Origin of the sequence: Roseivivax sediminis (assembly GCF_900112685.1) — a bacterium.
Classification (GTDB): domain Bacteria; phylum Pseudomonadota; class Alphaproteobacteria; order Rhodobacterales; family Rhodobacteraceae; genus Roseivivax; species Roseivivax sediminis.
In genome coordinates this window covers 1-24,257 of the sequence record NZ_FOMS01000013.1, presented here as the reverse complement: position 1 = coordinate 24,257, position 24,257 = coordinate 1, and the positions used below count along the sequence as shown (strand labels likewise).

23 protein-coding genes and 2 tRNA genes are annotated in these 24,257 nt (G+C 67.2%); 12 read left to right on the top strand and 13 right to left on the bottom strand.

All coding sequences use genetic code 11. The features are described 5' to 3' along the window. Positions 1-63 precede the first annotated feature (63 nt). The 6 genes from F3H57_RS17890 to F3H57_RS17870 form a co-directional block, all read right to left on the bottom strand. The gene (locus F3H57_RS17890) at positions 64-1,017 is read right to left on the bottom strand and encodes a hypothetical protein (RefSeq protein ID WP_149757578.1); all 954 of its coding nucleotides are present in this window, start codon (positions 1,015-1,017) and stop codon (positions 64-66) included. A gap of 72 nt (positions 1,018-1,089) precedes the next feature. Next, complete coding sequence (locus F3H57_RS17885) at positions 1,090-2,532, bottom strand: TolC family outer membrane protein (protein ID WP_149757576.1); 1,443 nt, start codon at positions 2,530-2,532, stop codon at positions 1,090-1,092. A gap of 59 nt (positions 2,533-2,591) precedes the next feature. Then, positions 2,592-3,245, bottom strand: a complete 654-nt coding sequence (locus F3H57_RS17880) for a protein-L-isoaspartate O-methyltransferase family protein (RefSeq protein WP_149757574.1) — start codon at positions 3,243-3,245, stop codon at positions 2,592-2,594. 118 nt (positions 3,246-3,363) lie between these two features. After that, complete coding sequence (locus F3H57_RS17875; RefSeq protein ID WP_223163127.1) at positions 3,364-4,425, bottom strand: AI-2E family transporter; 1,062 nt, start codon at positions 4,423-4,425, stop codon at positions 3,364-3,366. Positions 4,426-4,496: 71 nt separating this feature from the next. Next, positions 4,497-4,850 (bottom strand): phage holin family protein, encoded by a 354-nt coding sequence (locus tag F3H57_RS22615; RefSeq protein ID WP_223163126.1) that lies wholly within the window; start codon positions 4,848-4,850, stop codon positions 4,497-4,499. A 5-nt stretch (positions 4,851-4,855) separates the two neighbouring features. Next, positions 4,856-5,218: a DUF883 family protein gene (locus F3H57_RS17870; RefSeq protein WP_149757570.1), complete on the bottom strand. Its 363-nt coding sequence runs from the start codon at positions 5,216-5,218 to the stop codon at positions 4,856-4,858. A gap of 183 nt (positions 5,219-5,401) precedes the next feature. Between F3H57_RS17870 and F3H57_RS17865 the strand changes: the two genes are divergently transcribed. Further along, a tRNA-Cys gene (locus tag F3H57_RS17865) sits at positions 5,402-5,475 on the top strand. A gap of 267 nt (positions 5,476-5,742) precedes the next feature. On the opposite strand, the gene F3H57_RS17860 is transcribed toward F3H57_RS17865, so the two are convergent. From F3H57_RS17860 to F3H57_RS17845, 4 genes are all read right to left on the bottom strand, one after another. Then, positions 5,743-6,471: a peptidase gene (locus tag F3H57_RS17860; protein ID WP_149757568.1), complete on the bottom strand. Its 729-nt coding sequence runs from the start codon at positions 6,469-6,471 to the stop codon at positions 5,743-5,745. Between the two features lie 114 nt (positions 6,472-6,585). Beyond that, positions 6,586-7,419, bottom strand: a complete 834-nt coding sequence (locus tag F3H57_RS17855) for a transglutaminase family protein (RefSeq protein WP_149757566.1) — start codon at positions 7,417-7,419, stop codon at positions 6,586-6,588. Further along, entirely contained in the window at positions 7,416-8,369 is a 954-nt protein-coding gene (locus tag F3H57_RS17850; protein ID WP_149757564.1) for an alpha-E domain-containing protein, read from the bottom strand. Before F3H57_RS17850 ends, F3H57_RS17855 begins: the two co-directional genes overlap by 4 nt. A 7-nt stretch (positions 8,370-8,376) precedes the next feature. Next, a complete protein-coding gene (locus F3H57_RS17845) occupies positions 8,377-9,801 on the bottom strand; it encodes a circularly permuted type 2 ATP-grasp protein (RefSeq protein ID WP_149757562.1) in 1,425 nt (474 codons plus the stop codon). A 457-nt stretch (positions 9,802-10,258) separates the two neighbouring features. On the opposite strand from F3H57_RS17845, the gene urtA reads away from it, so the two are divergent. From urtA to selD, 6 genes are all read left to right on the top strand, one after another. Next, complete coding sequence (gene urtA / locus F3H57_RS17840; RefSeq protein WP_149757560.1) at positions 10,259-11,548, top strand: urea ABC transporter substrate-binding protein; 1,290 nt, start codon at positions 10,259-10,261, stop codon at positions 11,546-11,548. 80 nt (positions 11,549-11,628) lie between these two features. After that, positions 11,629-13,590 (top strand): urea ABC transporter permease subunit UrtB, encoded by a 1,962-nt coding sequence (urtB, locus tag F3H57_RS17835; protein WP_149757558.1) that lies wholly within the window; start codon positions 11,629-11,631, stop codon positions 13,588-13,590. A gap of 216 nt (positions 13,591-13,806) precedes the next feature. Continuing rightward, positions 13,807-15,033 carry an urea ABC transporter permease subunit UrtC gene (gene urtC, locus F3H57_RS17830; RefSeq protein ID WP_149757556.1) on the top strand — a complete coding sequence of 409 codons (1,227 nt, stop codon included), beginning with the start codon at positions 13,807-13,809 and terminating at the stop codon, positions 15,031-15,033. Further along, complete coding sequence (gene urtD / locus F3H57_RS17825) at positions 15,030-15,815, top strand: urea ABC transporter ATP-binding protein UrtD (RefSeq protein WP_149757554.1); 786 nt, start codon at positions 15,030-15,032, stop codon at positions 15,813-15,815. The genes urtC and urtD overlap by 4 nt, the downstream gene beginning before the upstream one ends. 3 nt (positions 15,816-15,818) lie before the next feature. Beyond that, positions 15,819-16,514: an urea ABC transporter ATP-binding subunit UrtE gene (gene urtE, locus F3H57_RS17820; protein WP_149757552.1), complete on the top strand. Its 696-nt coding sequence runs from the start codon at positions 15,819-15,821 to the stop codon at positions 16,512-16,514. An 88-nt stretch (positions 16,515-16,602) separates the two neighbouring features. Next, positions 16,603-18,765 carry a selenide, water dikinase SelD gene (gene selD, locus F3H57_RS17815; protein ID WP_149757550.1) on the top strand — a complete coding sequence of 721 codons (2,163 nt, stop codon included), beginning with the start codon at positions 16,603-16,605 and terminating at the stop codon, positions 18,763-18,765. On the opposite strand, the gene mnmH is transcribed toward selD, so the two are convergent. Continuing rightward, positions 18,744-19,805: a tRNA 2-selenouridine(34) synthase MnmH gene (gene mnmH, locus F3H57_RS17810; RefSeq protein ID WP_149757548.1), complete on the bottom strand. Its 1,062-nt coding sequence runs from the start codon at positions 19,803-19,805 to the stop codon at positions 18,744-18,746. The two genes, selD and mnmH, sit on opposite strands and share 22 nt — an antisense overlap. Positions 19,806-19,947: 142 nt before the next feature. On the opposite strand from mnmH, the gene F3H57_RS17805 reads away from it, so the two are divergent. Then, a tRNA-Phe gene (locus F3H57_RS17805) sits at positions 19,948-20,022 on the top strand. 214 nt (positions 20,023-20,236) lie between these two features. On the opposite strand, the gene F3H57_RS17800 is transcribed toward F3H57_RS17805, so the two are convergent. Next, the gene (locus tag F3H57_RS17800) at positions 20,237-21,148 is read right to left on the bottom strand and encodes a LysR substrate-binding domain-containing protein (protein ID WP_149757546.1); all 912 of its coding nucleotides are present in this window, start codon (positions 21,146-21,148) and stop codon (positions 20,237-20,239) included. 112 nt (positions 21,149-21,260) lie between these two features. Here F3H57_RS17800 and F3H57_RS17795 point away from each other — a divergent pair, with 112 nt between their 5' ends. After that, complete coding sequence (locus tag F3H57_RS17795) at positions 21,261-21,797, top strand: DUF6647 family protein (protein ID WP_149757544.1); 537 nt, start codon at positions 21,261-21,263, stop codon at positions 21,795-21,797. 261 nt (positions 21,798-22,058) lie between these two features. Here the strand turns inward: F3H57_RS17795 and F3H57_RS17790 are convergent, their stop codons facing one another. Next, complete coding sequence (locus F3H57_RS17790; protein WP_149757542.1) at positions 22,059-22,757, bottom strand: winged helix-turn-helix transcriptional regulator; 699 nt, start codon at positions 22,755-22,757, stop codon at positions 22,059-22,061. Positions 22,758-22,944: 187 nt separating this feature from the next. Between F3H57_RS17790 and F3H57_RS17785 the strand changes: the two genes are divergently transcribed. From F3H57_RS17785 to F3H57_RS17775, 3 genes are all read left to right on the top strand, one after another. After that, the gene (locus tag F3H57_RS17785) at positions 22,945-23,166 is read left to right on the top strand and encodes a tautomerase family protein (RefSeq protein WP_149757540.1); all 222 of its coding nucleotides are present in this window, start codon (positions 22,945-22,947) and stop codon (positions 23,164-23,166) included. Between the two features lie 93 nt (positions 23,167-23,259). Continuing rightward, positions 23,260-23,718: a cupin domain-containing protein gene (locus F3H57_RS17780; RefSeq protein WP_223163125.1), complete on the top strand. Its 459-nt coding sequence runs from the start codon at positions 23,260-23,262 to the stop codon at positions 23,716-23,718. 24 nt (positions 23,719-23,742) lie between these two features. Next, complete coding sequence (locus tag F3H57_RS17775; RefSeq protein WP_149757536.1) at positions 23,743-24,144, top strand: group I truncated hemoglobin; 402 nt, start codon at positions 23,743-23,745, stop codon at positions 24,142-24,144. Positions 24,145-24,257: the final 113 nt, after the last annotated feature.

Below are 24,257 nucleotides of genomic sequence, written 5' to 3'. Positions count from 1 at the left end.
GGCGCGCCCCGCGGGGCGCGCTTTTTTCATGTCCAAACGGCCATCGGCGCCACGGGCGGCGCCTTACTCCGCATCGACCTCCGCCAAGGCGCGCTGAATCTCCCGGCGCACCAGCTTGCGGACGTTGCGGGTGATGCGCTCGCCCAAGGCGCCCTGAAGTTCCTGCCGGACGATATCGGCCACGATCTCGCGCAGCGCTTCCGCATCCGGCGGCGCCGAGGCGGGCGACAATCCGGGGAGCGGATCCTGCTGGCGCATATCCCGGGCGGCGGTGTCCGACCCGTCGTCGGACTGATCGATCATGGCCTCGAGTTCGGAGATCTTGTCTTCGAGCGATTGCGCCGACTTGCCCGGTCCAGCGCGCTCTGCCTGGAAGAGGACATGTGCGGCTTCTTGCGCCGCACGCGCAGCCTCCGTATCGGAGCGCGGTTCCAGCCCGGTCTGGACGCCTTCCGACGGCGCCTCATTGGCCTGCCCTCCTTCGAGGTCGCCGGCCACGCCTTTCCCGTCCGACGCCTCGCCGGCTCCGTCCGCGCCCTCGGGCGCGCCGTCCCCGACATCCACGCCGCCGGCGATCTCGAGCGGCGGCACCTCGGCTTCGGCCCGCCGAAGATCGAACGCCTTGCCGGCCATCGCTTCGGCTTCTTCCGACCAGGGCGACACCACCTCTTCGCGCGCCGCGTCGCCCTCCGGAGCCTCATCTCCCGCGACAAGCGCAGCCGCGACCTCACGTTCCACGAGGGTTTGAAGATCGAGAGGGCCATCGCCGTTCTGCCCCTCGCCGGTGTCCGCCAGGGGTTGCGACAGCAGCATGGGCCCGGTGCCGGTTGCAGGCTCCGCCGAACCGCCGTCGTCATCGCTTTCGCGCACGCGCTGCTGCGGGGTCAGGACGAGCGTTTCGCTTTCTTCGGCAGGCGGCTCCTCAGGACGCAGCCGCGCACGACCGTCTTCGGAAACCAGCCGACGGATCGAGGACAGCACATCCTCGATCTCCACGTTTGACGCGTGATTTGTCATTGCCGTACCAATCTCACCTCAGGCGCGAATGGTATCCTGAAGGCTGAATCGGCACAACAGACTGGTCGTATTCTATTGTTTTCCCAAAGCCCGCAAGACACGGTCGAGTTTCTCGCCTTCCTGGCTGCGAGCCGGGCCGGTCTTCACCAGATTGTAGTACACCGACGGGTCGTAACGCTGGACCGGCAGATCGAGTTGATCGACGGTCAGCAGCCCCATCGCCGCGATCACGTTGTAGGCCGCGACGAACTCGTCCACCTGCGCCGAGATCAGCAGCGTCCGGGCGTCCAGAAGGTCCTGCTCGGCGTTCAGCACGTCGAGGGTCGTGCGCGCGCCCAGTGTCGCCTCTTCGCGGATGCCTTCGAAGGCGACGCGTGCCGCACGCACCTGATCGTTGCCCGAGGTGATGCTCGACCGGGCCACCTCAAGCTGGATATAGGCGTTGGCGACGCCCTGACGAACCTGGCGTGTGGCCTGCAGAAGCAGGGCGCGCTGCTGGTCGCGCTGCGCCATAGCCTGCCGAACGAGCGAGCTGAGCTCCCCGCCCTGGTAGATCGGCCCTTCGGCCCCCAGGCTCACGGAGCCAGAGCGGCTGTAATCGGTGCTGTCAATGTCGGCCTGGTAGCCGAGGTTGCCGGACAGGCTGACGCGTGGCTTCATCGCCGCTTCGGCGATGGCGATCTGCAACTCGGCCACGGTCACGGAGTGCTGCTGCGCGACGATGTCGGGATGAATTCTGAGCGCGGTCTGCGTCGCCGCCTCCACGGTGGCGGGCAGCTCCGGTTCGGAGGCGGGCGGCTGCAGCGGGCCGGGCCGCTGACCCACCGCGGCGAGGTATTCCTCCTGCGCGATGGTCAGGTTGCCGCGCGCCGCCGCCAGCTGGCTGCGTGCCTCGGCGAGCCGGGCCTCGGCCAGCGCGACATCGGTCCGGGTCACCTCGCCGACCTCGAAACGGTCGCGGGCGGCCTGCAATTCCTGCTGGATCAGCCTCAGGTTGCTCTCGCGAAGATCGACTGTCTGCTGGGCACGGCGCACCTCGTAGAACGCCTCCGTCGCACGCAGCAGCACACGCTGCTCGACCCCGACTAGGCTGTGACGGGCCGCGAGCACGCTTTCCTTGGCCAGGTCCACACCCATGCGGGTGCGGCCGAAATCGTAGACCATGAGGCTGAGCGACAACCCCACAGATGCCGAGTTCGATACCGTAGGGCTGGTCACCTGCCGCGTGGAGGACTGGCCGGTCAATGGGTTCGTGGTGGTATTGGTCGAGCGCGCTTCGCCGAAATTGCGGGTGGCGTTCGCCGTCCAGCTCAGCACCGGCCGAAGCCCGGCCAGCGCCTGCGCGACATCTTCGTCGGCGGCGCGCAGAACGGCGCGATTCTGCTCCAGCAGCCCGCTCGTCTCGTAGGCGCCGACCATGGCGTCGGCCAGCGTGTCCGCCTGCGCCGCGCCCGCGGCGAGGCCGAACGCGACGCAGCCGCACGCGACAAGCCGCTTCACTCGGTTCGTGGCCATGCTCTTCATCCCTGCCTGTTGTGTCGGACCGCGAACCCGCGTCCCGGCGCGCCCGGACTTCAGAGCGCGAAAGAGGTGTGTTTCTCGAACCCCGGCAACACGGGGGCCCCGGCGTTGAAGCCGAACCGCCAGGACACGTGCCCGTCCAGCTTGTAACCGATGCGGACGACACCCAGACGCCCCTCCTGGAAGAGGCACGCGATGCGCCCGCCGTCCTTGAGCTGAGCGAGCAGCGTGTCCGGCACGTCCTCGACCGCGCCTTCGACGAGAATCGCATCGTAGGGGCCGTGTTCGGGCGCCCCGTCGGTCAGCGGGCCGCGATGCAGGACCACGTTGTCCGCGTGATGTTCGCTCAACAGCGTCTCCGCTTCGTCGGCCAGACTGTCATCGGATTCCACCGCGACCACGGCCTCCGCGATCTGCGCGATCACGGCGGCCGAGTACCCATAGCCGCAGCCGATATCGAGCACGAGCATCTCCCCGGTGATCGACAGCATGTCGAGCATCTTTGCGAAGGTCCGCGGCTCCAGCAGGACGCGATCCTGCGTCAGCGGGACGTTCTCGCTGATATAGGCGGCGGCCGCGCGGTCGCTGGGCAGGAACGCCTCTCGCGGAACCTTGAGCATCGCGGCGATGATCGGGAACTTGGTCACGTCGGCCGGACGGATCTGGGTGTCGACCATCATTCTGCGGCGCTTGGCGTCGTCTGCCATGGACTAAACTCATCCGTTCAGTGTCTGTCCAGACGGTTCTGCCACAGCGCGCCGGGGCCGGCAACGGATCAGCGTGGATTATCCGGGCGCGTATGCTCGAAGGTCACGCTGCGACGCATCAACTCCCCGCGATGTCGGCGCGGCTCGACATCGGATCGCGCCCGCGGCTGGCGGGATCGTCCAGCAACGCCATGATGATGACAATGACGGGGATCGCCACGATTCCGCCGATCGGCCCCCAGAACCAGATACCGAAACACAGTGCGGTAAATACCAGCAGAGGGTTCAGCGACACATGCTTGCCCACGAGAGACGGCGTGACGAACTGCGCCTCCGTCATGTTGAGGCACAGATAGCCCGCCGCCGGCGCCAGCACCATCAGCCCGTCGAAGGCGATGAGACCGCTCAGCAGAAGCCCCGCCACGACACAGGCCGGACCCACGTAAAGCACGAAATTCAGGATCGCCGCCGCCGCGCCCCAGACCAGCGGCAGCGGCAGGCCGATCGCGGTCAGATAGCCGGCTGTCGCCAGCCCCAGCACCGCGTTGATGCACGCGATCGTGATGAAGTAACGCGACACGAGATACTCGGCCCGATGGAAACGCGACAGCAGACGGGTCGACTCGCCGAGATCGCTGAGCCGTTGCGCCAGCGCCGCGTAGACCCGATGACGGGTGACGAGGAAAAAGTAGAGCGTGCCGGCGAAGATGAGAAATTGCCCCAGCACGATCGGCGCGAGGAAGATCGCGTCCGACAACGACGGGATCTTCGGTCCGCCTCCCTCGCCTTCGCCATCCGCCTCCTCTGCCGTCGATTCCGCGGCCTCCTGGGCGGCGCCCAGCGCCTGTTGCATCTCTTCCTGCGCGTCTCCGATGCCCTGGATCACGCCCTGGAACTGGTATACCAGCCCCCGCAACTCCAGCCGGATGGTCGGCAGCTCGTCGACGATGCGCCAGAACAGCGGCTCCAGCGCGAAGCCCAGCGCGGCGAGGCCCGCGACCGTCACCACGAGGATAAGCGTCGCCGAGAAGCCCTCGGGCAATCCGACGCGCCGGAACCCGTCCATCACCGGCGCGACGATGATGCCGATCACCACGGCCAGCGTCATCGGCGCGACGATGTCGCTTGCGATGCGCAGCACCGTCCCCGTGGCGATGACCGCAAGAATCACAAGCGGCACGCGGAGAGAATCCGGAGCCGATTTCACGAGACGCTCGCGGCGACCGTGGTCAGATTGTCCATGCGGTGTCCTCACTCGCGCGGGGGTCTTCGAGACCTGCGGCCGGCGTCGATGCCGACCAGAAAGCCTTCGAGCAACTGCAGAAGCGGCGCACCTGCGGCCGCCCGATGCATCGGCGGCACGTGGCGCACGCGCAGGCGACCGACGATGGCGCCGATTCCCATTGCGATGAAGCCGATGGCACAGAAAACCAAACCGATCACCGTGGCCGCGAACAGAGCGCTGCGCCATTCAACCAGAAGAATCCACAGCGCCGCGGTCAGGAACGCGACCCCAATGAGCAGGAAGATCCCGCCGGTGAGCGAAAACATGGCCCCCCGCACCTTTCGGCGCAGCAGGGCCTGATAATAGGCGAAAATGGCCATCTGACTTATTTGCGGCTGGTGATCAGCCCCGCGAGGAAGCCCGCAGCCACGGCAATGCCGATGGCCGTGCCGGGCTGGCGCCGGATCGATTCCAGCAACTCGTCCTGCGTCTCGTAAGCCTTGGCCTGGGCGTGCTGCCAGCGTGCCTCGCCGTCGCTGCGCATGCGCTCCACACGCTCGCGCGCGGCGGCGACGGTCTCGTCCTTGCGGCGCATGCCCATCTGGCCGAGCATGTCGGTGATCGCCGCGAGATCGTTGCGCAGCACATCCATCTGTGCGGACAGCGCCTCGGTGTCGCTGGCCTTCGTCGTGGTGCTGCCAGTGGTCTCGCCGGATTGCGTCGTGGTGCTGGTGGTCGCGTTGGCCATGTGGTCCCCCGGAATGAATGAGTCTTTCGCATTCCAACGACACCCGACCCGCTTCGGTTCCGGGCTGTTTGAAGTCGCCTCTTTCGATCGTCGGCGATGCCACCGCCGCACACATGATTGGTAAGACAGACGCGCTGCCCCCTTGCACCGCCCCCGCCAGACGTCTAATAGAAGCGTCACTCTGGCGAGTTGGCGGAGTGGTGACGCAGCGGATTGCAAATCCGTGTACACCGGTTCGATTCCGGTACTCGCCTCCATTTACTTTCAAGCACTTGCACCACCCCCCTGCATGTAGAGCACTTGCGTTGGCTTTTGGGACGCATCAGAGGACTACTGCACTGCTCCCCAACCTCGGACCTCCGGGTTCTAGAGTTTTCCGGCTGTTGCGCATCCGCGTCTTTGCAATCGCCTTGATCCGTCGTTCAACGGCAGCATCGTCCGTCCGCAAGGATGAACAATCCGCATAAGAACGCCCGCATGACCGGTTACTGTCGAGAACAGATCGTCGCGCGCGTGGCCAGAGTTCAGACCGCTTCGATCTTCTGGAAGGCGTCGCGCAGGGCGTCGGACCAGGCACGGCTCATGCGCGCGAAGCCTTCGTCGGCGGCCTCGATACGGCGCTGGCTTGTCACCGCGTGCGTGCCGGCTTCGATCACGGCCAAATCGAGCGGCATGCCGACCGACAGGTTGGAGCGCAGGGTCGAATCCATCGACAGAAGCACCGCCTTCTGCGCCTCCGCGATTGAGGTATCGGGCGTGATGACCCTGTCGAGAATCGGCTTGCCGTACTTGTGCTCGCCGATTTGCAGGTAGGGTGTGTCCGCCGTCGCCTCGATGAAATTGCCCTCGGGATACACCAGGAACAGGCGCATCGGGCCGCCGCGGCGCTGGCCGGCGACGATCATCGTGGCGGAGGCCGACTGCTTCATCCGGTCCAATTTCTCGGAAACCTCGGCGCGCACATCCGCCAGGGTAGCCCCGATCAGTTCGGCCACCTTCAGCATCGTCGGCGCCTTGAGAATCGACGTGCGTTCGTCCGCGTCGGGATCCTCGGCGGCATCGGTGAGCCGCGCAAGCGTCGTCTGCGTGACCGAGAGGCTGCCCGCGGTCATGATCGCGACCACACGCTCCCCCGGCGCCTCGAAGGTAAAGAGCTTGCGAAAGGTCGCGATGTTGTCCAGCCCCGCATTCGTGCGCGTATCGGCCAGAAGCACGACGCCCGCCTTCAGAAGCAGGCCGACGCAATAGGTCATGGTATCACCCCGCTGGGGCTGTCGCCCCGACACAGCTTGCTAGGACGTTCGGGCCGCAAACGCAATCGCGCCCGTTCCCGAACCCCCGCATAGCGCCGGACAGTGACGATCCGGTTACTGCTGCACCTGCTGCTGTCCCCCCTGCGTGACGGCGACGGACACTTCGAGCGTTTCGGTCGCCGCGCCCTCGACCACGCCGCGGATCGGCGCACCGTCGCTGGCGTCGAAGCCCGAACCCAGTCGGATGTAACGTGCGTCGGGGCAGCATCCGTTGGCGGCGTCGAAGCCGACCCAGCCCAGACCTCCGACGAAGAGCTCGGCCCAGGCGTGGCTCGCCTCGGCGCCGACGCTGTCCTCGGTCGCGAAGAGATAGCCGGTCACGTAGCGCGCGGGGATATCGGCAATATGGGCCAGCGCGATCAGCACGTGGGTCTGATCCTGGCACACCCCCTGCCCGCCCTCGAGCGCCTCGGCGGCGGTGGTGGCGGGCTCGGTACGACCGCCGGCATAGGCAATCGCGTCGCGCACCGCGCGGGCGAGCGCGTGCGCCCGGTCGAGCGTGCTGGCGCCGTCCAAGCCGTCGAGTGCATCGGCGGCGAGGGTGCGCAGTTCAACCGTCGGCGCGGTGGCGCGCGTGCTGGTAAGATACGCGGAAGCCGGCACCTGTTCGCGGTAGCCGCGCAGCACGCCGGACAGATCCTCGGTCTCCACCACGCCCGAGACGGTGATCGCGAATTCCGTCACCGGCCCCTTCATGCTGACCGTCTGGGTCCAGTCGCCGGCACCGTCGCGAAAGCCAGCGCCGGCGTTCGCCGCGCCGGTGTCCACCTGCCAGGACAGGATGCGCTGGCCGCCATGTTCCGACGGCCAGAGCCTGTGCGACTGGATCAGCCGCTTCACGGGCGCCTCGAAGACGTAGCGGGTGACGTGGCGGACGCTGAGCCTCATGCCGGTTCTCCGATCAGGTAGGTGTCCTGCACGATCCCGGCGATGCCCGCGTTCTGGCGCATGAAACGCGCCAGGAACTCGTGCAGGCCCTCGTCGAAGATATCCTCAACCTGCGCCTCGGCCAGCTCGCCGTAAAGCGCGCGCGCCGCCGACTGCGCCCGGCTGGTCTGGCGGTAGCCGCGCGCAAGGTGATCGAGATGCTCGCACGTCCCCTGCACCGCGGTCAGAAGCGACCGGGGAAACTGGCTGTTGAGGATCAGGAAATGCGCGATGCGCGAGGCCGTGATCTCTCCCTTGTAGGTCCAGTGGAAGGCGCGGTGCGCCGACATCGACCGCAGGAGCGTGACCCATTGCGTCTGGTCGAGACCCGAGCCGATATAGGTCAGCGACGGCAGCAGCACGTAGTACTTCACGTCGAGAAGCCGAGCGGTGTTGTCCGCCCGTTCAAGCGTGAAGCCGAGGCCCATGAAGTGATAGCCGTCGTTGCGCAGCTGCGTGGAGGCGATCGACCCGCGGATGAGCGCGCAGGCGTTCGACGTCCACTCCGCCAGATCCTGCAGTGACAGCTTGGAGCGTTCGGTCCGGTGCATGCGCTTGAGATCCTGGAACGACGAATTCATCGCGTCCCAGGTCTGCGAGGTCAGGCCGGTGCGCACCACCCGCGCATTCTCGCGCGCCTGGGCCATGCAGGACATGACCGAGGCGGGGTTGTCCTGATCGAAGAACAGGAAGGTTTCGAGGTTGCGCTGGCGCGTCTCGCCGTACTTGTCGCGAAACACCTCGAGCGTCCCCGACGCCTGAAGGATCGCTTCCCAGTCGTTGCGATAACCGCCGCCGATATCGGGCATGAGCGCGTTGCGCGCGCCGACCTGCATCAGCCGCGCGGTGGTTTCCGCGCGCTCGATATAGCGCGCCATCCAGTAAAGGTGAGAGGCCGTCCGGCTCAGCATGTCTTGATCACTCCGCCAGAACCCAGGTGTCCTTGACCCCGCCGCCCTGGCTGGAGTTCACGACGAGCGATCCCTCCTTCAGCGCGACGCGGGTGAGCCCGCCGGGGACAAGTTCGATCTTCTCGCCGACAAGGCAGTAGGGGCGCAGGTCCACGTGCCGCGGCGCCACGCCCTCGTCCACGAAGGTGGGCACCGTCGACAGCGCCAGCGTCGGCTGGGCAATGTAGTTCTCGGGCCGCTCGGCGATCTTGGCGCGGAACGCCTCGATCTGGGCCTTGTCCGCCTTGGGCCCGACGAGCATGCCGTAGCCGCCCGATCCGTGCACCTCCTTGACCACCAGCTCGGAGAGGTTCTCCTGCACGTATTTGCAATCGTCGGCCTTGGCGCATTGCCAGGTCGGCACGTTCTCCAGGATCGGCGCCTCGCCGAGATAGAAGCGCACCATCTCGGGCACGAAGGTATAGACCGCCTTGTCGTCCGCCACGCCCGCGCCGGGGGCCGAGCAGATCGCCACCCCGCCCGAGCGGTAGACGTTCATCAAGCCCGGCACGCCCAGCATGGAATCGGGGCGGAAGCACAAGGGGTCGAGGAACGCATCGTCGATGCGTCGGTAGATCACGTCCACCTTGCGCGGGCCCTCGGTGGTCTTCATCCAGACGAAATCGCCTTCCACGAACAGGTCCTGCCCCTCCACGAGATCGACCCCCATCAGGTCGGCGAGGAAGGAATGCTCGTAATAGGCCGAATTGAACTGGCCCGGCGTCAGGATCACCACATTCGGCTCGCCGTCGCATTTCTGCGGCGCGACCGAGGCGAGCGTCCGCTTGAGCGCCGAGGCGTAGCCGTCCACCGGTGCAATGCGGTTCTCGTGGAAAAGCTGCGGGAACATGCGCATCATGATCTCGCGGTTCTGCAGCATGTACGACACGCCCGAGGGCGTGCGGCAATTGTCCTCCAGCACGTAGAACTGGTCGCGGCCCGTGCGCACGAGGTCGATGCCGACGATGTGGGACCAGACATTGCGCGGCGGGCGCATGCCGACCACCGCTTTCTCGAACGCCTCGTTGCGGGTAACGAGGTGCTCGGGGATGCGCCCGGCCTTGATGATCTCGCGCCGGTCGTAGACGTCGGCGATGAAGGCGTTGAGCGCCGCCGCACGCTGACGGATCCCCCGGTCGAGCTTGCGCCACTCGTCCGCAGTGAAGACCCGCGGGAACATGTCGAACGGAATCAGCCGCTCGGGATCGCCGCCCTCGCCGTACACGGCGAAGGTGATCCCCACCCGCCGGAAGAGCTCCTCGGCCTCGTGCTGCTTGAGCGTGCGCAGCTCGCTCGGCATGTCCGCCTGCCAGCGCTGCAGGCTCTCGTAGGCCGCCCGCACGTCAGAGCCGGTCAGCATCTCATTGAAAAAGGTCTGTTCTTGTCGCGTCATTCAATTGCCCCTTCGGCGACAGGTAAGCACCGGCTGCGCCAGCTCCGCAACGTTTGTGGATCAGGAAACACCTGCCTGCGGCGTCAGACAAGGCAGAACGCTCAAGGCTTGGCCATGTCCCGACCTGACCGTCGACCTGACCCAGGCCGGGAGGCGCCGAGTCGTCCAACCTTTGAGCAAAATGGCCAAAAAGTCGCCTAAAAATTGTTCATAAATGCGCGCGAACGCTGGCGACGGCGGCATTTTGGGTGTGAGCTACGCCCACCGCGTTTACCCCATGGATGTGCCAAGTCCGGCACGGGGAACCCCCGCGCGAGGTGATCGGGCCAGATGCGCCCGCCTCGCCCCGCGCGGGGAAAAACGACAAAACGCGCCGCGCCGTCCATCGGCGGGAAGCAGGCCTGCGGCCTGCCCCGCCCGCCCAGTTGCGCGCCGCTGCCCACGGGGAAGTTGAAACATGCACTCGAAACTCACGCTCACCGCCGCTGCTGCCGCGCTGATCGCCGGCGCCGCGCCCGCCCTCGCGCAGGACGCGTCCTGCCCGATCAAGGTCGGCGTGCTGCACTCGCTCTCGGGCACGATGGCGATTTCCGAGACGACGCTGAAGGACACCATGCTGATGCTCGTGGAGCAGCAGAACGAGGCCGGCGGCCTGCTCGGCTGCGACCTGGAGGCGGTCGTGGTCGACCCGGCCTCCGACTGGCCGCTCTTCGCCGAGAAGGCGCGCGAGCTTCTGACCGTGAACGAGGTCGACGTGATCTTCGGCTCCTGGACCTCGGTCAGCCGCAAGTCGGTGCTGCCGGTGCTCGAAGAGCTCAACGGCCTGATGTTCTACCCCGTCCAGTACGAGGGCGAGGAAAGCTCCAAGAACGTGTTCTACACCGGCGCCGCGCCGAACCAGCAGGCGATCCCGGCAGTCGACTACTTCCTCGAAGAGCTCGGCATCGAGAAATTCGCGCTTCTCGGCACCGACTATGTCTACCCGCGCACCACCAACAACATCCTCGAGAGCTACCTGCAGGATGCCGGCATCCCGTCCGAGGACATCTTCGTCAACTACACGCCCTTCGGCCATTCCGACTGGTCGACGATCGTCTCGGACGTGCAGGAACTGGCCGCCGACGGCAGCTTCGTGGGCGTGATCTCCACGATCAACGGCGACGCCAATGTCGGCTTCTACAAGGAGCTCGGCGCCCAGGGCATCGACGCCGCCGACATCCCCGTTGTCGCCTTCTCGGTCGGCGAGGAGGAGCTTTCGGGCTTCGACACCTCCAACCTCGTCGGGCACCTCGCGGCCTGGAACTACTTCATGTCGGCCGACACGCCGGAGAACGAGGAATTCATCTCCGCCTGGCACGAGTTCATCGGAAGCGAAGACCGCGTGACCAACGACCCGATGGAGGCCCATTACATCGGCTTCAACATGTGGGTGAACGCGGTCGAGGAAGCCGGCACCACCGATGTCGATGCCGTGCGCGACGCGATGTACGGCCAGGAGGTCCCGAACCTGACCGGGGGGACCGCGGTGATGAACGCCAACCATCACCTCTCCAAGCCGGTCCTGATCGGCGAGATCCGCGACGACGGCCAGTTCGACATCATCAGCCAGACCGAAGAGGTCCCCGGCGATGCCTGGACCGATTACCTGCCCGACAGCGCGGTGCTGAAGTCCGATTGGCAGGAACTCGGCTGCGGCATGTACAACACCGAGACCGAGACCTGCGTCCAGATCGAGTCCAACTACTGATCGGACGCATGTGAAGGACGGGCGCGGTCGTCTCCTGCCGCGCCCGCCCGGCCCCTTCTCCAACGCTCGAAAGCTGCCCCATGCTGCCCAAGTTGCGCGCCCTGATCCTCGCCGCCTCGGCGCTTTTGCTGTGCCTCGCGCCCGCCGCCCACGCCCAGGACAGCGCCCTGCAGGACCTGCTGCAGACCCATGCCGAAGAGGTCGCCGATCCCGGCCGTCGTTCCGTCGGCGCGCTGATGGACGATCTCGCCGCCTCCGACCTGCCGGGCGTCGCGCGCTTTCTCGAACGCTGGGCCGACAAAAAGGTCTACCTCAACAAAGAGGACGGCCGCTTCTATTACGGCGAGACGGAGGACGGCAGCTTCGCCTTGCGAGACATCGCCAGCGACGAACCTGTTGGCACCGCCCCCGCCGCGGCGATGGAAGAGATCCGCCCCAATGGCGGCGTGCGCCGCGTCATTTCCGGCGCGCTGGTCGAGTTCCAGCTTTCGGACCCCGACCGCGCGGCCCGCGTCGATGCGCTCGATTCGATCTCCCGCCGCCCGACGGCCGACCAACTCGGCCCTTTGCGCGAGTCCATCGAGGGCGAACCCGATCCCGCCCTCAAGGCCCGCAAGGAACGGCTCGCCAATCTGATGACCGCCCGTTTCGGCGCCGACACCGAAACGCGCGTCGCCGCCATCGAACGGCTGTCAGGCGCCGTCGATCTGGAAACCCGCGCCGGGCTGTCACGGATCCTGTCGGCCGAAAGCGGCGTGGCACCGGATCTCCCCGCCGACGCCAACATCGCCCGCGAACTCGAGGTCGGCGACGACCTGACCGAGGCGGATGCCTATGCCCGCCTCGTCGGCGCGGACCTCGCCGCGCCCCTCGTCACCAATGCCGACATCCGCGACGCCCTCGCCGCGAATATCGAGGATGGCGCGGTCGGCGGCGTCCCGGTGGCCGAGCTCTCGGATCCCGAGGCTCGCACCCGCGCCTATGCCGCGCTCGCCGAGGCCGGCACCGTGCCGCCCCTCGTCACGCCCGAAGAGCAGGCGCAGGCGGCCCGGGCCCATGTCTTCTACGAGGTCTACGACGAACCGAACCCGGCCGTGACCGACGCCGCCTCCGCCGCCCTGTCCGAGGTCGAGGCCCGCGTCGCCCGTCACCAGGTGCTCGATCTGGGGCTCGACGCGGTCTCGCTCGCCTCGATCTACTTCCTCGCCGCCATCGGCCTTGCCATCACCTTCGGCGTGATGGGGGTGATCAACATGGCGCATGGCGAGTTCATCATGATGGGCGCCTATACCGGCTACGTCGTGCAGCAGGTGATCCCGAACTACACCGCCTCGCTGATCGTCGCGCTGCCGCTCGCGTTCCTCGTCGCCTTTGCCGCGGGGGTCGCGCTCGAACGGCTGGTGATCCGCCACCTCTACCACCGCCCGCTGGAAACGCTGCTGGCCACCTTCGGCATTTCCATCGCGCTCCAGCAGCTGGCCAAGAACATCTTCGGCACCCAGGCGCGTCCGCTGACCGCGCCCTCCTGGCTCGACGGCGCTTGGGTGATGAACGACGTGGTCGGCATCGCCAACATCCGCATCGCCATCTTCGTGCTGGCGCTGATCTTCCTGGCGCTCCTGCTGTTCATCCTCAAGCGCACCCGTCTCGGGCTCGAGGTTCGCGCGGTGACGCAGAACCCCGGCATGGCCGGCTCCATGGGCATCGACCCGGGGCGCATCAACATGATGACCTTCGGGCTCGGCTCCGGCATCGCCGGCGTCGCGGGCGTCGCCATCGGCCTCTACGCCCAGGTCACGTCCGAGATGGGCTCCGCCTACATCGTGCAAAGCTTCATGACCGTGGTCGTTGGCGGCGTCGGCAATGTCTGGGGCACGCTCGCCGGCGCCACCCTGATCGGCGGGCTGCAGAAGGGGATCGAGTGGTTCAACCCCTCCAACACCCTCGCCGCACAGACCTACATGATCCTCTTCATCATCCTCTTCATCCAGGTCCGCCCCAAGGGCATCGTCGCCCTCAAGGGCCGCGCGGCGGGAGACTGACGCGATGCCCCATCCTTCCTTCCACGCCTCCCGGCTTCTTTGGGCCACAAATACTCCGGGGGATGTAGGGGGCAGCGCCCCCACCCAAGCGCGCCACGCGCCGCTGGTCCGCCCCCGGCGCGCACCGGTCGCCACGACCCGCGGGCGCGGCGCAGCCGCGCCCGCCCCGCGGCGGCGCGCGCCCGCGCGCCGCAACCCCGCGCACGGAGCCCAAGCATGAGAGAGCTCGTCCGCTCCAACCCCTCGATCCCCTGGTTCCTCGGCATCCTCGCCGCCTTCTGCCTCGGCGTGACGTTCCTCGCCGAGGCGACCGGCACCGGCGCGCTCTCGACCTCCTTCGTCAAGACGCTGGGCAGGACGCTCTGCCTCTGCCTCGTCGCCATCGCCATGGACGTGGTCTGGGGCTATTGCGGGATCCTGTCGCTCGGCCACATGGCCTTCTTCGGGCTCGGCGGCTACGCCATCGGCATGTGGCTGATGTACGCCCGGACCGAGCTCATCGTCGCCGAGAGCCTCGCGAACGCCCCGATTCCGCCGACCCCGCAAGAGGTCGAGGACGCCATCGCCTCCCAGATCTTCGGCGTCGTCGGCGCCTCGGACTTCCCCGCGATCTGGGCCTTCGCGGACAGTTTCGTTTTGCAGATGGCGATGGTGGTGCTGGTGCCGGGCCTTCTCGCTCTCGTCTTCGGCTGGCTGGCCTTCCGCAGCCGCGTGACCGGCGTCTACCTCTCGATCCTCACGCAGGCGATGACGCTGGCGCTGTCGCTCTACCTCTTCCAGAACGACAGCGGGCTACGCGGCAACAACGGGCTCTCGGGCCTGCAGAACCTGCCCGGCCTCGGCGCCGTGCCGCAAAGCGTCGTCTCCATCGCCTTCTTCTGGGCCTCGGCGCTCGCGCTCGCCGCCGGCTACCTCGCCTTCGCCTGGGCGGTGTCGGGCAAGATGGGCTCCGTGGTGCGCGGGATCCGCGACAACGAGGCACGGGTGCGCTTCCTCGGCTACCACGTGGAAAGCTTCAAGCTCTTCGTCTTCACCCTGACGGCCATCGTCTCCGGCCTCGCCGGCGCGCTCTATTACCCGCAGGCCGGCATCATCAACCCGGCCGAGATCGCGCCCATCGCGTCGATCTACCTCGCCGTCTGGGTGGCGATCGGCGGGCGCGGGCGGCTCTACGGCGCGGCGATCGGCGCCGCGCTCGTCTCGCTCCTGTCGTCGTGGTTCACCGGCGGCGGCGCCCCGGACATCGACCTCGGCTTCTACGAGATCCAGTGGACCGACTGGTGGCTGGTGTTGCTCGGCGTGTCCTTCGTCGCGGTGACGCTCTACGCGCCCAAGGGCATCGGCGGTCTCGTCGACCTCATCGCGGAGCGCCGCCGCCCGGCCCGCACCGGCGATCTCGGCCCCGACACAAGCGCCCTGCGCAAGACGGAAGCCGCGGAATGACCGACGTCGTCCTCGCCCCCGAGGCGCCCGCCTCGACCCGCAAATCGACGCTCTTGGAGCTCTCCGGCGTGTCGGTGTCCTTCGACGGCTTCCGGGCGATCAACAACCTGTCGTTCCAGATCGGCGAGCCCGAACTGCGCGCCGTCATCGGCCCGAACGGCGCCGGCAAGACCACCTTCATGGACATCGTCACGGGAAAGACCCGCCCGGACGAGGGCCACGTCCTCTGGGGCGAGAAGAGCGTGAACCTCCTCAAGCTCTCCGAAAGCCGCATCGCCCGCGAGGGCATCGGCCGCAAGTTCCAGAAACCCACCGTCTTCGAGGCGCAGAGCGTGCGCGAGAACCTCGCCATGGCGCTGAAGAACCCGCGCGGCCCCTTCGACGTGCTGCTCTACCGCAAGACCGAGGACGGCGCTCGCCGGATCGAGGAGATCGCGCGCGAGATCGGCCTTGCCGATCACCTGCCCCGCACCGCCGGAGAGCTCAGCCACGGCCAGAAGCAATGGCTGGAGATCGGCATGCTGCTGGCGCAGGCGCCGCGCCTTCTCCTGGTGGACGAACCCGCCGCCGGCATGACCCCGGCAGAGCGCGAACACACCACGGACCTTCTGAAACGTCTTGCGCGGCGGCACGCGGTGGTGGTGGTCGAGCACGACATGGAGTTCGTGCGCCGTCTCGACTGCAAGGTGACGGTGCTGCACGAGGGCTCGGTGCTCGCCGAGGGCAGCCTCGATCACGTCACCTCCAACCAGCAGGTCATCGATGTCTATCTGGGGCGCTAGAACATGCTGACAGTCAAAGGCCTTACCCTCCATTACCGGCAGAGCCAGATCCTCCACGGTATCGACCTTCTGGCCGAGGCCGGCCGCGTCACCGCCGTCATGGGCACCAACGGCGTCGGCAAGACCTCGCTTCTGAAGGCCATCGCCGGGCGCCACCCCTATTCCGGCGGGACGATCGAACTCGACGGAAAGACGCTCGACCATCTCTCGGCCAAGGAGGCCGCGCGCGCCGGCATCGCCTACGTGCCGCAGGGGCGCGAGGTCTTTCCGCTGATGACGGTGCAGGAGAACCTCGAGACCGGCTTCGCCTGCCTGCCCCGCGGCACCCACGGCGTGCCCGATCATATCTGGGAGCTGTTTCCCGTCCTGAGGGAGATGCGCGGTCGCCGCGGCGGCGACCTCTCGGGCGGCCAGCAGCAGCAGCTCGCCATCGCGCGCGCGCTGATCACCCGGCCGCGGGTGCTTCTGCTCGACGAGCCGACCGAAGGGATCCAGCCCAACATCATCCAGGATATCGGCCGGGTGATCGCGCGGCTGCGCGACGAGGGCGAGATGGCCATCGTGCTGGTGGAGCAGTATTTCGATTTCACCTGGGGCCTCGCCGACCGCTTCGTCGCCGTCACCCGCGGCGCGGTGTCGCTTCAGGGCCGGGCCGGAGAGATCGATCGCGAGACGCTGCTCGCCCAAGTCTCCATCTGACACCGTCTGCGGGTTCCCGCGAGGAAAGCCCGCGAGGGCTTGAGGAGCCGGCCTGCCGTGCTATGCCCTCCCCGACCGAGGAGAGACGATGCACGCCGCGCCCCTGCCCCTCACCTGCGATGTCGTCCTTGTGGGCGGCGGCCACACCCATGCGCTCGTCCTGCGCAAGTGGGGAATGGATCCCCTGCCCGGCGCGCGGCTGACGCTGGTCGACCCAGGCCCCACGGCCGCCTATTCGGGCATGCTTCCGGGCCATGTCGCCGGCCATTACCCGCGCGAGGCGCTCGACATCGACCTGGTGCGCCTCGCGCGCTTTGCCGGCGCGCGGCTGGTCCTGGGACGGGCCACCGCACTCGATCCCGTCGCAAAACGGATCTCCGTCGAGGGCCGCCCGCCGATCGGCTACGATGTCGCCTCGCTCGACGTCGGCGTCACCTCCGACCTGCCGGACCTGCCCGGCTTTGCCGAGCACGCCGTCCCGGCCAAGCCGCTCGGGCCCTTCGCCGCCCGGTGGGAGGCCTTCCTGGCCGACGGCGCCCCCGGTGACGCCGCGATCCTCGGCGCCGGCGTCGCGGGGGTGGAGCTTGCCATGGCCATGGCGCACCGCCTGCGCGGCTCGGGCCGCGCCGTCCACCTGGTGGAGCGCGGTCGCGCCCTCGCCGCCATGCACGGCGGCGCGCGGCGGCGGCTGATGACCGCCCTGCGCGCCAGCGGCGTCACGCTGCACGAGGCCAGCTTGATCGAACGGATCACCGAGGCGGGCCTGGCGCTCGCCGACGGCTCCGAGATCGCCGCCGGATTCGTCGTCGGCGCCGCCGGCGCCACCCCGCATCCCTGGCTCGCGCAGTCGGGGCTGGCGCATGTCGACGGCTTCATCGGCGTCGATGCGCGGCTGCAATCCTCCGACCTGTCGGTTTTCGCCGCCGGGGACTGCGCACATCTGCGCGAAACCCCGCGCCCCAAGGCCGGGGTCTACGCGGTGCGCGAGGCACCGTACCTCTTTCACAACCTGCGTGCCGCCGCCGGGCACGGCAGTTTGCGCCGCTACCTGCCCCAGCGCGACTATCTCAAGCTCGTCTCGCTCGGCAGTCGCGCGGCGCTCGGCGAACGCCGGGGCCTTGTCGTCTCCGGCCCCTGGGTCTGGGCCTGGAAGGACCGCATCGACCGCAACTTCATGGAGAAGTTCCGCGAGTTGCCCCGCATGGAGCCCCCGAAGCCGCCGCATGTCCACGCCGCCGGCGTCATCGAGACGATGGGGCCGAAACCGCTCTGCGGCGGATGCGGCGCCAAGGTCGGCCGCGGCGTCCTGACCGGTGCGCTGGATCGCCTCGGCCCGCCGAAGCGGAGGGATGTCACGCCGCTGCCCGGGGACGACGCCGCCGTCCTGACCATCGGCGGCGCCCGCGCGGTTCTGACTACCGATCATCTGCGCAGCCTCGTCGACGACCCGGTGACGATGACCCGTATCGCCGCGACCCATGCGCTCGGCGACATCCTTGCCATGGGCGCGGAGCCGCAGGCGGCGACCGTGAACCTCGTGCTGCCGCGCCTATCCGAGACGCTCTCCGCCCGCACGCTCGACGAGATTCTGCAGACGGCCGAAGAGGTCCTTCAGGCCGCCGGCGCCGACATCGTCGGCGGCCACAGCTCCGTCGGGGACGAGCTGACCATCGGCTTCTCGATCACCGGCCTCTGCCCCGCCGATCCGATCACGCTGGCCGGCGGGCGCCCCGGCGACGCGCTCATCCTGACCAAGGGGCTCGGCTCGGGCACCATCCTCGCGGCCGAGATGGCGATGAACGCGCCCGGCGCTGTCGTCGCCTCCGTGCTCGCGGCGATGACCCGGTCGGAGGCGGCGGCCGCGCGCCTGCTCGGCTCCGCCCACGCCATGACCGACGTGACCGGCTTCGGCCTCGCGGGGCATCTGTCGAACCTGGCCGCCGCCTCGGGCACTGGCGCGGAGATCCACTTGCAGGCCATTCCGCACCTGCCCGGCGCCCGCGCGCTCGCCAAGGCCGGGACGCGCTCCACGCTCTATCCGCAGAACCGCGCCGCCGCGCCGCACTGGCCCGAGACGCCGGACACCGCGCTTCTGTTCGACCCCCAGACCGCCGGCGGACTGCTCGCCGCCGTTCCGCCGGATACAGCCGCCGAACTGATACGCAGCCTGCACGCGGCGGGCTACGCGGACGCGGCGGAGATCGGGCGTCTGACCGACGGCCCCGCCGGTCAGCTCGACCTGATCGACTGAAGCGCGGCCTCGATCCGCGCCGCCACATCGTCCAGCGACGCGCCATCCAGCCGCGCGGTGTCCACCTGCGCGCGCACGTCCGGCGCCACCGCCCGCATCGAGGTCTCGTAGGCCGGATCGTAGTGCTCTTCGGCCAGCGCCGCGCAAAGGCCGCGCCGGTCGCCGGCGTCGATCTTCTCGAACCAGCCGTCGACCACCGCGTGACCGCGATAGCGCCGCAGCGGCTGCAGCTTGGCCTTCAGCGCCTCTGCATCCGACAGGATATCGTCGTAAGCCTCCGCAAGGTAGGCCGCCCGCGCCGCCACCGGCGCACGCACCTCGATCCAGGGCGCCGCCTTCATCGCGTCCCACAGCATCGGCGGCAGGTTGAGCCGGCCGATCTTGGAGCTTTCGGCCTCCACCACCACCGGCCGCGCCGGATCGAGCCCGTGCAGCGCCTGCACCAGCGCCGTCTCGAACCCCTTCTGCGCCGGCTGCCCGCCCGGCCGCGCCCCGAGCAGCGACCCGCGGTGCCGCGCCAGCCCCTCGAGGTCCAGCACCTGCACGCCGCGGGCCGCAAGCCGCCGCAGCAGCGCCGTCTTCGCCGTCCCGGTATACCCACCAAGTTGCACCAGCCTGTGCGGCAAGGCGGTGTCGTAGAGCGCCTGCGTCACCAGCCGCCGATAGCTGCGGTAGCCGCCTTCCAGAGACTCCGCCCGCCAGCCGATCTCGCCCAGCATCCAGCGGAACGCGCCGGACCGCTGCCCGCCGCGCCAGCAATAGACCAGCGGCCGCCAGCCGCCGTCATGCAGCGCCAGCGGCCCCTCGATATGCGCCGCGGCATTGCGGAAGACCAGCGCGGCCCCGATCTTGCGCGCAAGGAACGGCGATTGCTGCTTGTAGATCGTGCCGACGCGGGCGCGCTCCTCGTTGTCGAGGACCGGCAGGCTGATCGCGCCGGGGACGTGATCTTCCGCGAATTCCGCCGGTGAGCGGACGTCGATGAGGGTGTCGAACCCATGGTCGAGGATCTGTTCGAGGTCGGTCACGGCAAGAGGCATGCACGCCGATCTAGCCGCTCCGGCCCGCCTCGGAAAGACCTTCGCGAAGGTGGCGGATTTTCTCGCACGCCCCTCTGGACACTCCCCGAGGCCTCGGCTATCCCCGCTCCACCCGAACGGAGCTAGGCCTCCGTTCCCCGGTGCCCGGGTAGCTCAGGGGTAGAGCAGTGGATTGAAAATCCTCGTGTCGGTGGTTCGATTCCGCCCCCGGGCACCATCTTGTCCAACGGCCGACGTGTACGCGATAACCCTGTCGCAGGCGCCGCCGGTCCTGGCTGCAAGACCTTCGCAAACTGGAAAGCGCGCGTTCCCAAGAAACGAGTGGCCTCAAGCCCGCCGGAGCGTTTGGAAGCAATGCGGTCCGTTGCGACGTTCACAGCAACCGCTCGATCGGGGACGCCGCGTCAATTGGCGGAGTGGTTCCGGAGCAATTACTCCGCGGCTTCGGGAAGAAGTTCCGGTACGACGCCTTCGGCCTCGGCTTCGGCGCGCAGCCAGTAACGAAATGCTGCGATCCGCTCATCGTCCGCACGGGCCTCGGGGGTGGCGATCGCGTAGATCGACATCGGCAACGTTGTCACGTCGAAAAGCCGCTTGAGGCGGCCCGATGTGATCGTGCCGCGGACCACGGCGTCGTAGGCCAGCGATACGCCCTGGTGCTGCTCGACCATGGTCGTCGACAGCTCGCAATTGGGATAGGTGGGACCCGGCGGCAACTCGACCCCAGCAAGGCCCGCCTCGGCGAACCATTCGGGCCAGGCATCGTCCGTCTCGTCGTAGAAGAGCGTGAGGCGCAGGAGATCCTCCGGATGCCGCACGTTCTCGCGCTCGCACAATGTCGGGGAGATCACCGGATACCTTGCCGAGGCCATGAGAGGCTCGACGCGCAAGCCGGGCGTCGGGCGGTCGGACCACTGGATCACGACGTCCGCGTCGTTGGTCGCGAAGTCCAGCGACGGCGCGCCGTTCGACACCCGCAGCCGGATGTCGCGGGCAAAGCTGAGCCGCGGCAGGCGCGGCACCAGCCAGCGCGCCGCAAAACCCGGCGTCGAGAGGACGCGCAGGGGTCGCGGCGCCTCGCGCACGGCGTCGGTCTCTTCGAGGAACGTGTCGAGCAGGTTGGTGAGCTTCCCGGCATAGGTCTCGCCCGTGAGGGTCAGTGCGAGCCGATTGCCCGCACGCTCGAAAAGCTGCGTGTCGAGAAAGCCCTCCAGTGCCTTGATCTGATGGCTGATGGCCGAGGGCGTCAGGCAGAGCTCCTCTGCGGCGGCCTTGACCGACATGTGCCGCGCGGTGGCCTCGAAGGCGCGGACGGCGGCGAAGGGCGGAAGTTTGCGTCCCATCTTTCTGCCTGAACTGAAATCACGCGAGACTGAAAAGCGATCGTTCGGTGCCGTAACGAGACAAGAGTAACATCGCGCTACCAGATCTCAAAATCACGCACCGGAGGGTCCGATGATCCGTTCCCCTTTCGCCGTGGCCGTTGCCACGGCCCTCATCGCCTTGTGCCCGACGCACTCGCAAGCCGAGACTCAGATGCCCGTGGCGGCCGAAGAATGGCAAACCGCGAACAGTTTGACCGCGCTTGTCGCCTCGCTCGACGGCTGGCTCGATACGCAGACGGACTGGCCACGGCGGGCAACGCCTCCCAGCGTGCGACTTGTCAGCGATTGGCAGGCGGCGGCGCGGCAGGGCGCGACGGCGAGTTTTCAGCGGGGGCGTCTTCAGGGGCTCTACGACCCGGAACAATCGGAGATCCTGCTGGTGCGTCCCTGGAACGCGCGGAACGCATCCGATGTCGGCGTGCTGCTCCACGAGTTGACGCACCATCGGCAGGCGCCGCATCACTGGTATTGCCCGGCCGCACAGGAGCTGTCGGCATACCAGTTGCAAGAGGCGTGGCTCGCGGCTCAAGGGCTATCTGCGGAAGTGAACTGGATGGCCGTCGTGCTCGACGCCGGTTGCGCGCCGCGGGACATTCATCCCGATTGAGGGTCCGGGTGCCGCGACCAGTCAACTTGCAAGCCGGAACACTTGGTCCAGCCAAAATAGCGCGCGCGGCCCAGAACCAACCTACACCGGAATGGTCGACGTTGCGGTGCGGCTTCTGTGAACCGGTCATCCGTGACCTCGTGCAGCATGCGCTAGGGGCAAGATCAGTGGTCCGGGACGAAACGTGAGTTCGCTGCGCGGGCTATTGATGTCGGCAATGTGCGCTTTTCTTCTACTCTGTTTTCCGACCCCTCGTGGCGTTCAGGCCGCCAGCTTTTTCTGCTGCGCGAACGGGCTGAGCCCCAGCCATGCCTGCATGGCGCCCGCGAGGCGTCTGTGCCCGACCATGGTGAGTTTCCCGTCCTTGTCCGCCGTCGCGACAGACTTCAGACCCATCCAGATTTCGGTCATGGTGCGCAGGTCGACAGAGACGTAGAGATCGACGTCGAAGCCCGGATCGATATGGCACAGATCCACAGCGCGGTCGGGCTCGACGATGAGCCACCAATTGCGCCGCGAGGCCGGTAGTTCCGGGTAGATGAACTCGATCACACGCCGCCCGTCCGGCACCGGATCCGTATCGAGATTTCGCCGCATGTCCCACATCAGCACTTCCGGATCGAGGTTTTCCAGCGATGGTTCGGTCTCAACCCATTTCTGTCCCCAGATCCCGATGGCCTCGATCACCGGCCGAAGGTCAAGTCCTGCCTCAGTCAACCGGTATTCGTTGATCTCCGGCGTCTCCGCCAGTGGTTCACGCGTCACGATGCCGGCCGCCTCCAATTCCTGCAGGCGTTTCGACAACAGCGCCGGCGACATGCGCGGCACGCCGCGTCTGATCTCGTTGAAGCGAGTGGAGCCGGCGACCAACTCGCGCAGCAGAACCACGGTCCAGCGCGTGCACAGGGTTTCCGCCGCCATGGCGACGGGACAAAACTGTTTGTAGCTCGCATTCGTCATCGCGGCCTCCTTTTCTCCAGACGCCGCCATATTGCCAGAAACGGTCCTCATCCGGCCAGTTCAGAAACTGTATCGTGCGGGATTCAGTCCGTGAACTAGCGGTCCGCCCCTCGACGTTGCGAGCCTTCCCGGACATCGGACGCGGTTCGATGGCAACCGAGGCACAGCGAAACCGGAGGACACGGATATGCCGCTCGTAGATATCCAACTGATCGAAGGAGTCTTCGACGACGACCAGAAACGGCAGATGATCGAAGATGTTACCGACACGATGGTCAGGATCGAAGGCGAAACCATGCGCGGCGTGACCTGGGTCCGCGTGCAGGAACTCGCCAGCGGTGCCTGGGGCATCGGCGGCAGACCGATGACCGCGGCCGACGTCAAGGCGGTGCAGCGGCAAGACGGCTGAGCTTCGCGCACAGATCGAGCGCTCAAGCTCGGTTCGTAATGTCGGCTCGATGGCCGCGCGGCGGCTGCAACATGCAATTCACAGGAGATGACGATGAAACGTACCAGCTCCGCCTGTCCCGCACTTCTTTCTGGGCTGCTTGTCGCCGAGGCGTCCGCAACGCCCGTCTCGGCGCAGGAACAGGCCATCACTCGCACGCCTGACGATCCGGCGCTCGAATGGGGTCCGTGTCCGGGCTTCATGCCCGAGGACTGCCAAATCGCGGTGCTGCACGGCGATCCGGCGAAATCGAACCCGGACATCTTCTATCGCGTGCCCGGTGGCGCCGAGATCGCGCGGCACTGGCACAACTCGCCCGAGCGCATGGTGTTGGTCACCGGCGAGATGGGGGTGACATATGACGGCCAGGACCGGGTGGTTCTGAGCCCGGGGACCTATGCCTATGGGCCAGCAAAGAAGCCGCATGGCGCCATCTGCCTGTCGTCCGACCCCTGCACCCTTTTCATCGCTTTCGTCGATCCGATCGACGCGATGGCTGGCGGGCCGGAATAACCTGCATCCTGAAAGGAGAGACCAATGACCACATCTGCGGCAGAGCAACTGAGCACAGTATCCCTCTACGAACGGTTGGGCGGATCCACCGGCATCAGGCGAATTGTCGACGGCATGGTCGACGCGCATTTGGACAATCCCGCCATCAAGCCGCGCTTTACACCCTATCTCGATCAGCCGGACCGGGTGGAAAAGATCAAGCAACATTACTGCACTTTGTTCGAGGAGCTCTCGAACGGGCCGGGCGCATACGACGGGCGCAGCATGCACGAGACCCATCGCGGCATGAACATCGACGAGACGGAATATATAGCGGCGATGGACGATATCCTCGAAACTATGAAATCGTTGGGCCATGCCGAGGATACGCGCAAAGAGATTGCAGCAATGCTCTATGCGCTGAAGGACGACATTGTCCGCGTCTGAAAGGACGGCTCACATCCGCGACCACACGGCAAGACAGGAAGGAGCCAATTACCATGACCAGTGCAATTGAAACCAGACGCTTCGAGTCTCCGGACGACAAGCTCGACATGAAG

Coding starts and splice junctions, on each gene's coding strand:
- F3H57_RS17850 (WP_149757564.1), bottom strand. CDS start 8,369: ATGCTGAGCCGGACGGCCTCTCACCTTTACTGGATGGCGCGCTATATC.
- F3H57_RS17870 (WP_149757570.1), bottom strand. CDS start 5,218: ATGGCCAACGCGACCACCAGCACCACGACGCAATCCGGCGAGACCACT.
- urtB (WP_149757558.1), top strand. CDS start 11,629: ATGCTGCCCAAGTTGCGCGCCCTGATCCTCGCCGCCTCGGCGCTTTTG.
- F3H57_RS17880 (WP_149757574.1), bottom strand. CDS start 3,245: ATGGCAGACGACGCCAAGCGCCGCAGAATGATGGTCGACACCCAGATC.
- F3H57_RS22615 (WP_223163126.1), bottom strand. CDS start 4,850: ATGGCCATTTTCGCCTATTATCAGGCCCTGCTGCGCCGAAAGGTGCGG.
- selD (WP_149757550.1), top strand. CDS start 16,603: ATGCACGCCGCGCCCCTGCCCCTCACCTGCGATGTCGTCCTTGTGGGC.
- F3H57_RS17790 (WP_149757542.1), bottom strand. CDS start 22,757: ATGACGAATGCGAGCTACAAACAGTTTTGTCCCGTCGCCATGGCGGCG.
- F3H57_RS17795 (WP_149757544.1), top strand. CDS start 21,261: ATGATCCGTTCCCCTTTCGCCGTGGCCGTTGCCACGGCCCTCATCGCC.
- urtD (WP_149757554.1), top strand. CDS start 15,030: ATGACCGACGTCGTCCTCGCCCCCGAGGCGCCCGCCTCGACCCGCAAA.
- F3H57_RS17800 (WP_149757546.1), bottom strand. CDS start 21,148: ATGGGACGCAAACTTCCGCCCTTCGCCGCCGTCCGCGCCTTCGAGGCC.
- F3H57_RS17860 (WP_149757568.1), bottom strand. CDS start 6,471: ATGACCTATTGCGTCGGCCTGCTTCTGAAGGCGGGCGTCGTGCTTCTG.
- mnmH (WP_149757548.1), bottom strand. CDS start 19,805: ATGCCTCTTGCCGTGACCGACCTCGAACAGATCCTCGACCATGGGTTC.
- F3H57_RS17785 (WP_149757540.1), top strand. CDS start 22,945: ATGCCGCTCGTAGATATCCAACTGATCGAAGGAGTCTTCGACGACGAC.
- F3H57_RS17855 (WP_149757566.1), bottom strand. CDS start 7,419: ATGAGGCTCAGCGTCCGCCACGTCACCCGCTACGTCTTCGAGGCGCCC.
- urtC (WP_149757556.1), top strand. CDS start 13,807: ATGAGAGAGCTCGTCCGCTCCAACCCCTCGATCCCCTGGTTCCTCGGC.
- F3H57_RS17885 (WP_149757576.1), bottom strand. CDS start 2,532: ATGGCCACGAACCGAGTGAAGCGGCTTGTCGCGTGCGGCTGCGTCGCG.
- F3H57_RS17780 (WP_223163125.1), top strand. CDS start 23,260: ATGAAACGTACCAGCTCCGCCTGTCCCGCACTTCTTTCTGGGCTGCTT.
- F3H57_RS17845 (WP_149757562.1), bottom strand. CDS start 9,801: ATGACGCGACAAGAACAGACCTTTTTCAATGAGATGCTGACCGGCTCT.
- F3H57_RS17775 (WP_149757536.1), top strand. CDS start 23,743: ATGACCACATCTGCGGCAGAGCAACTGAGCACAGTATCCCTCTACGAA.
- urtE (WP_149757552.1), top strand. CDS start 15,819: ATGCTGACAGTCAAAGGCCTTACCCTCCATTACCGGCAGAGCCAGATC.
- F3H57_RS17890 (WP_149757578.1), bottom strand. CDS start 1,017: ATGACAAATCACGCGTCAAACGTGGAGATCGAGGATGTGCTGTCCTCG.
- urtA (WP_149757560.1), top strand. CDS start 10,259: ATGCACTCGAAACTCACGCTCACCGCCGCTGCTGCCGCGCTGATCGCC.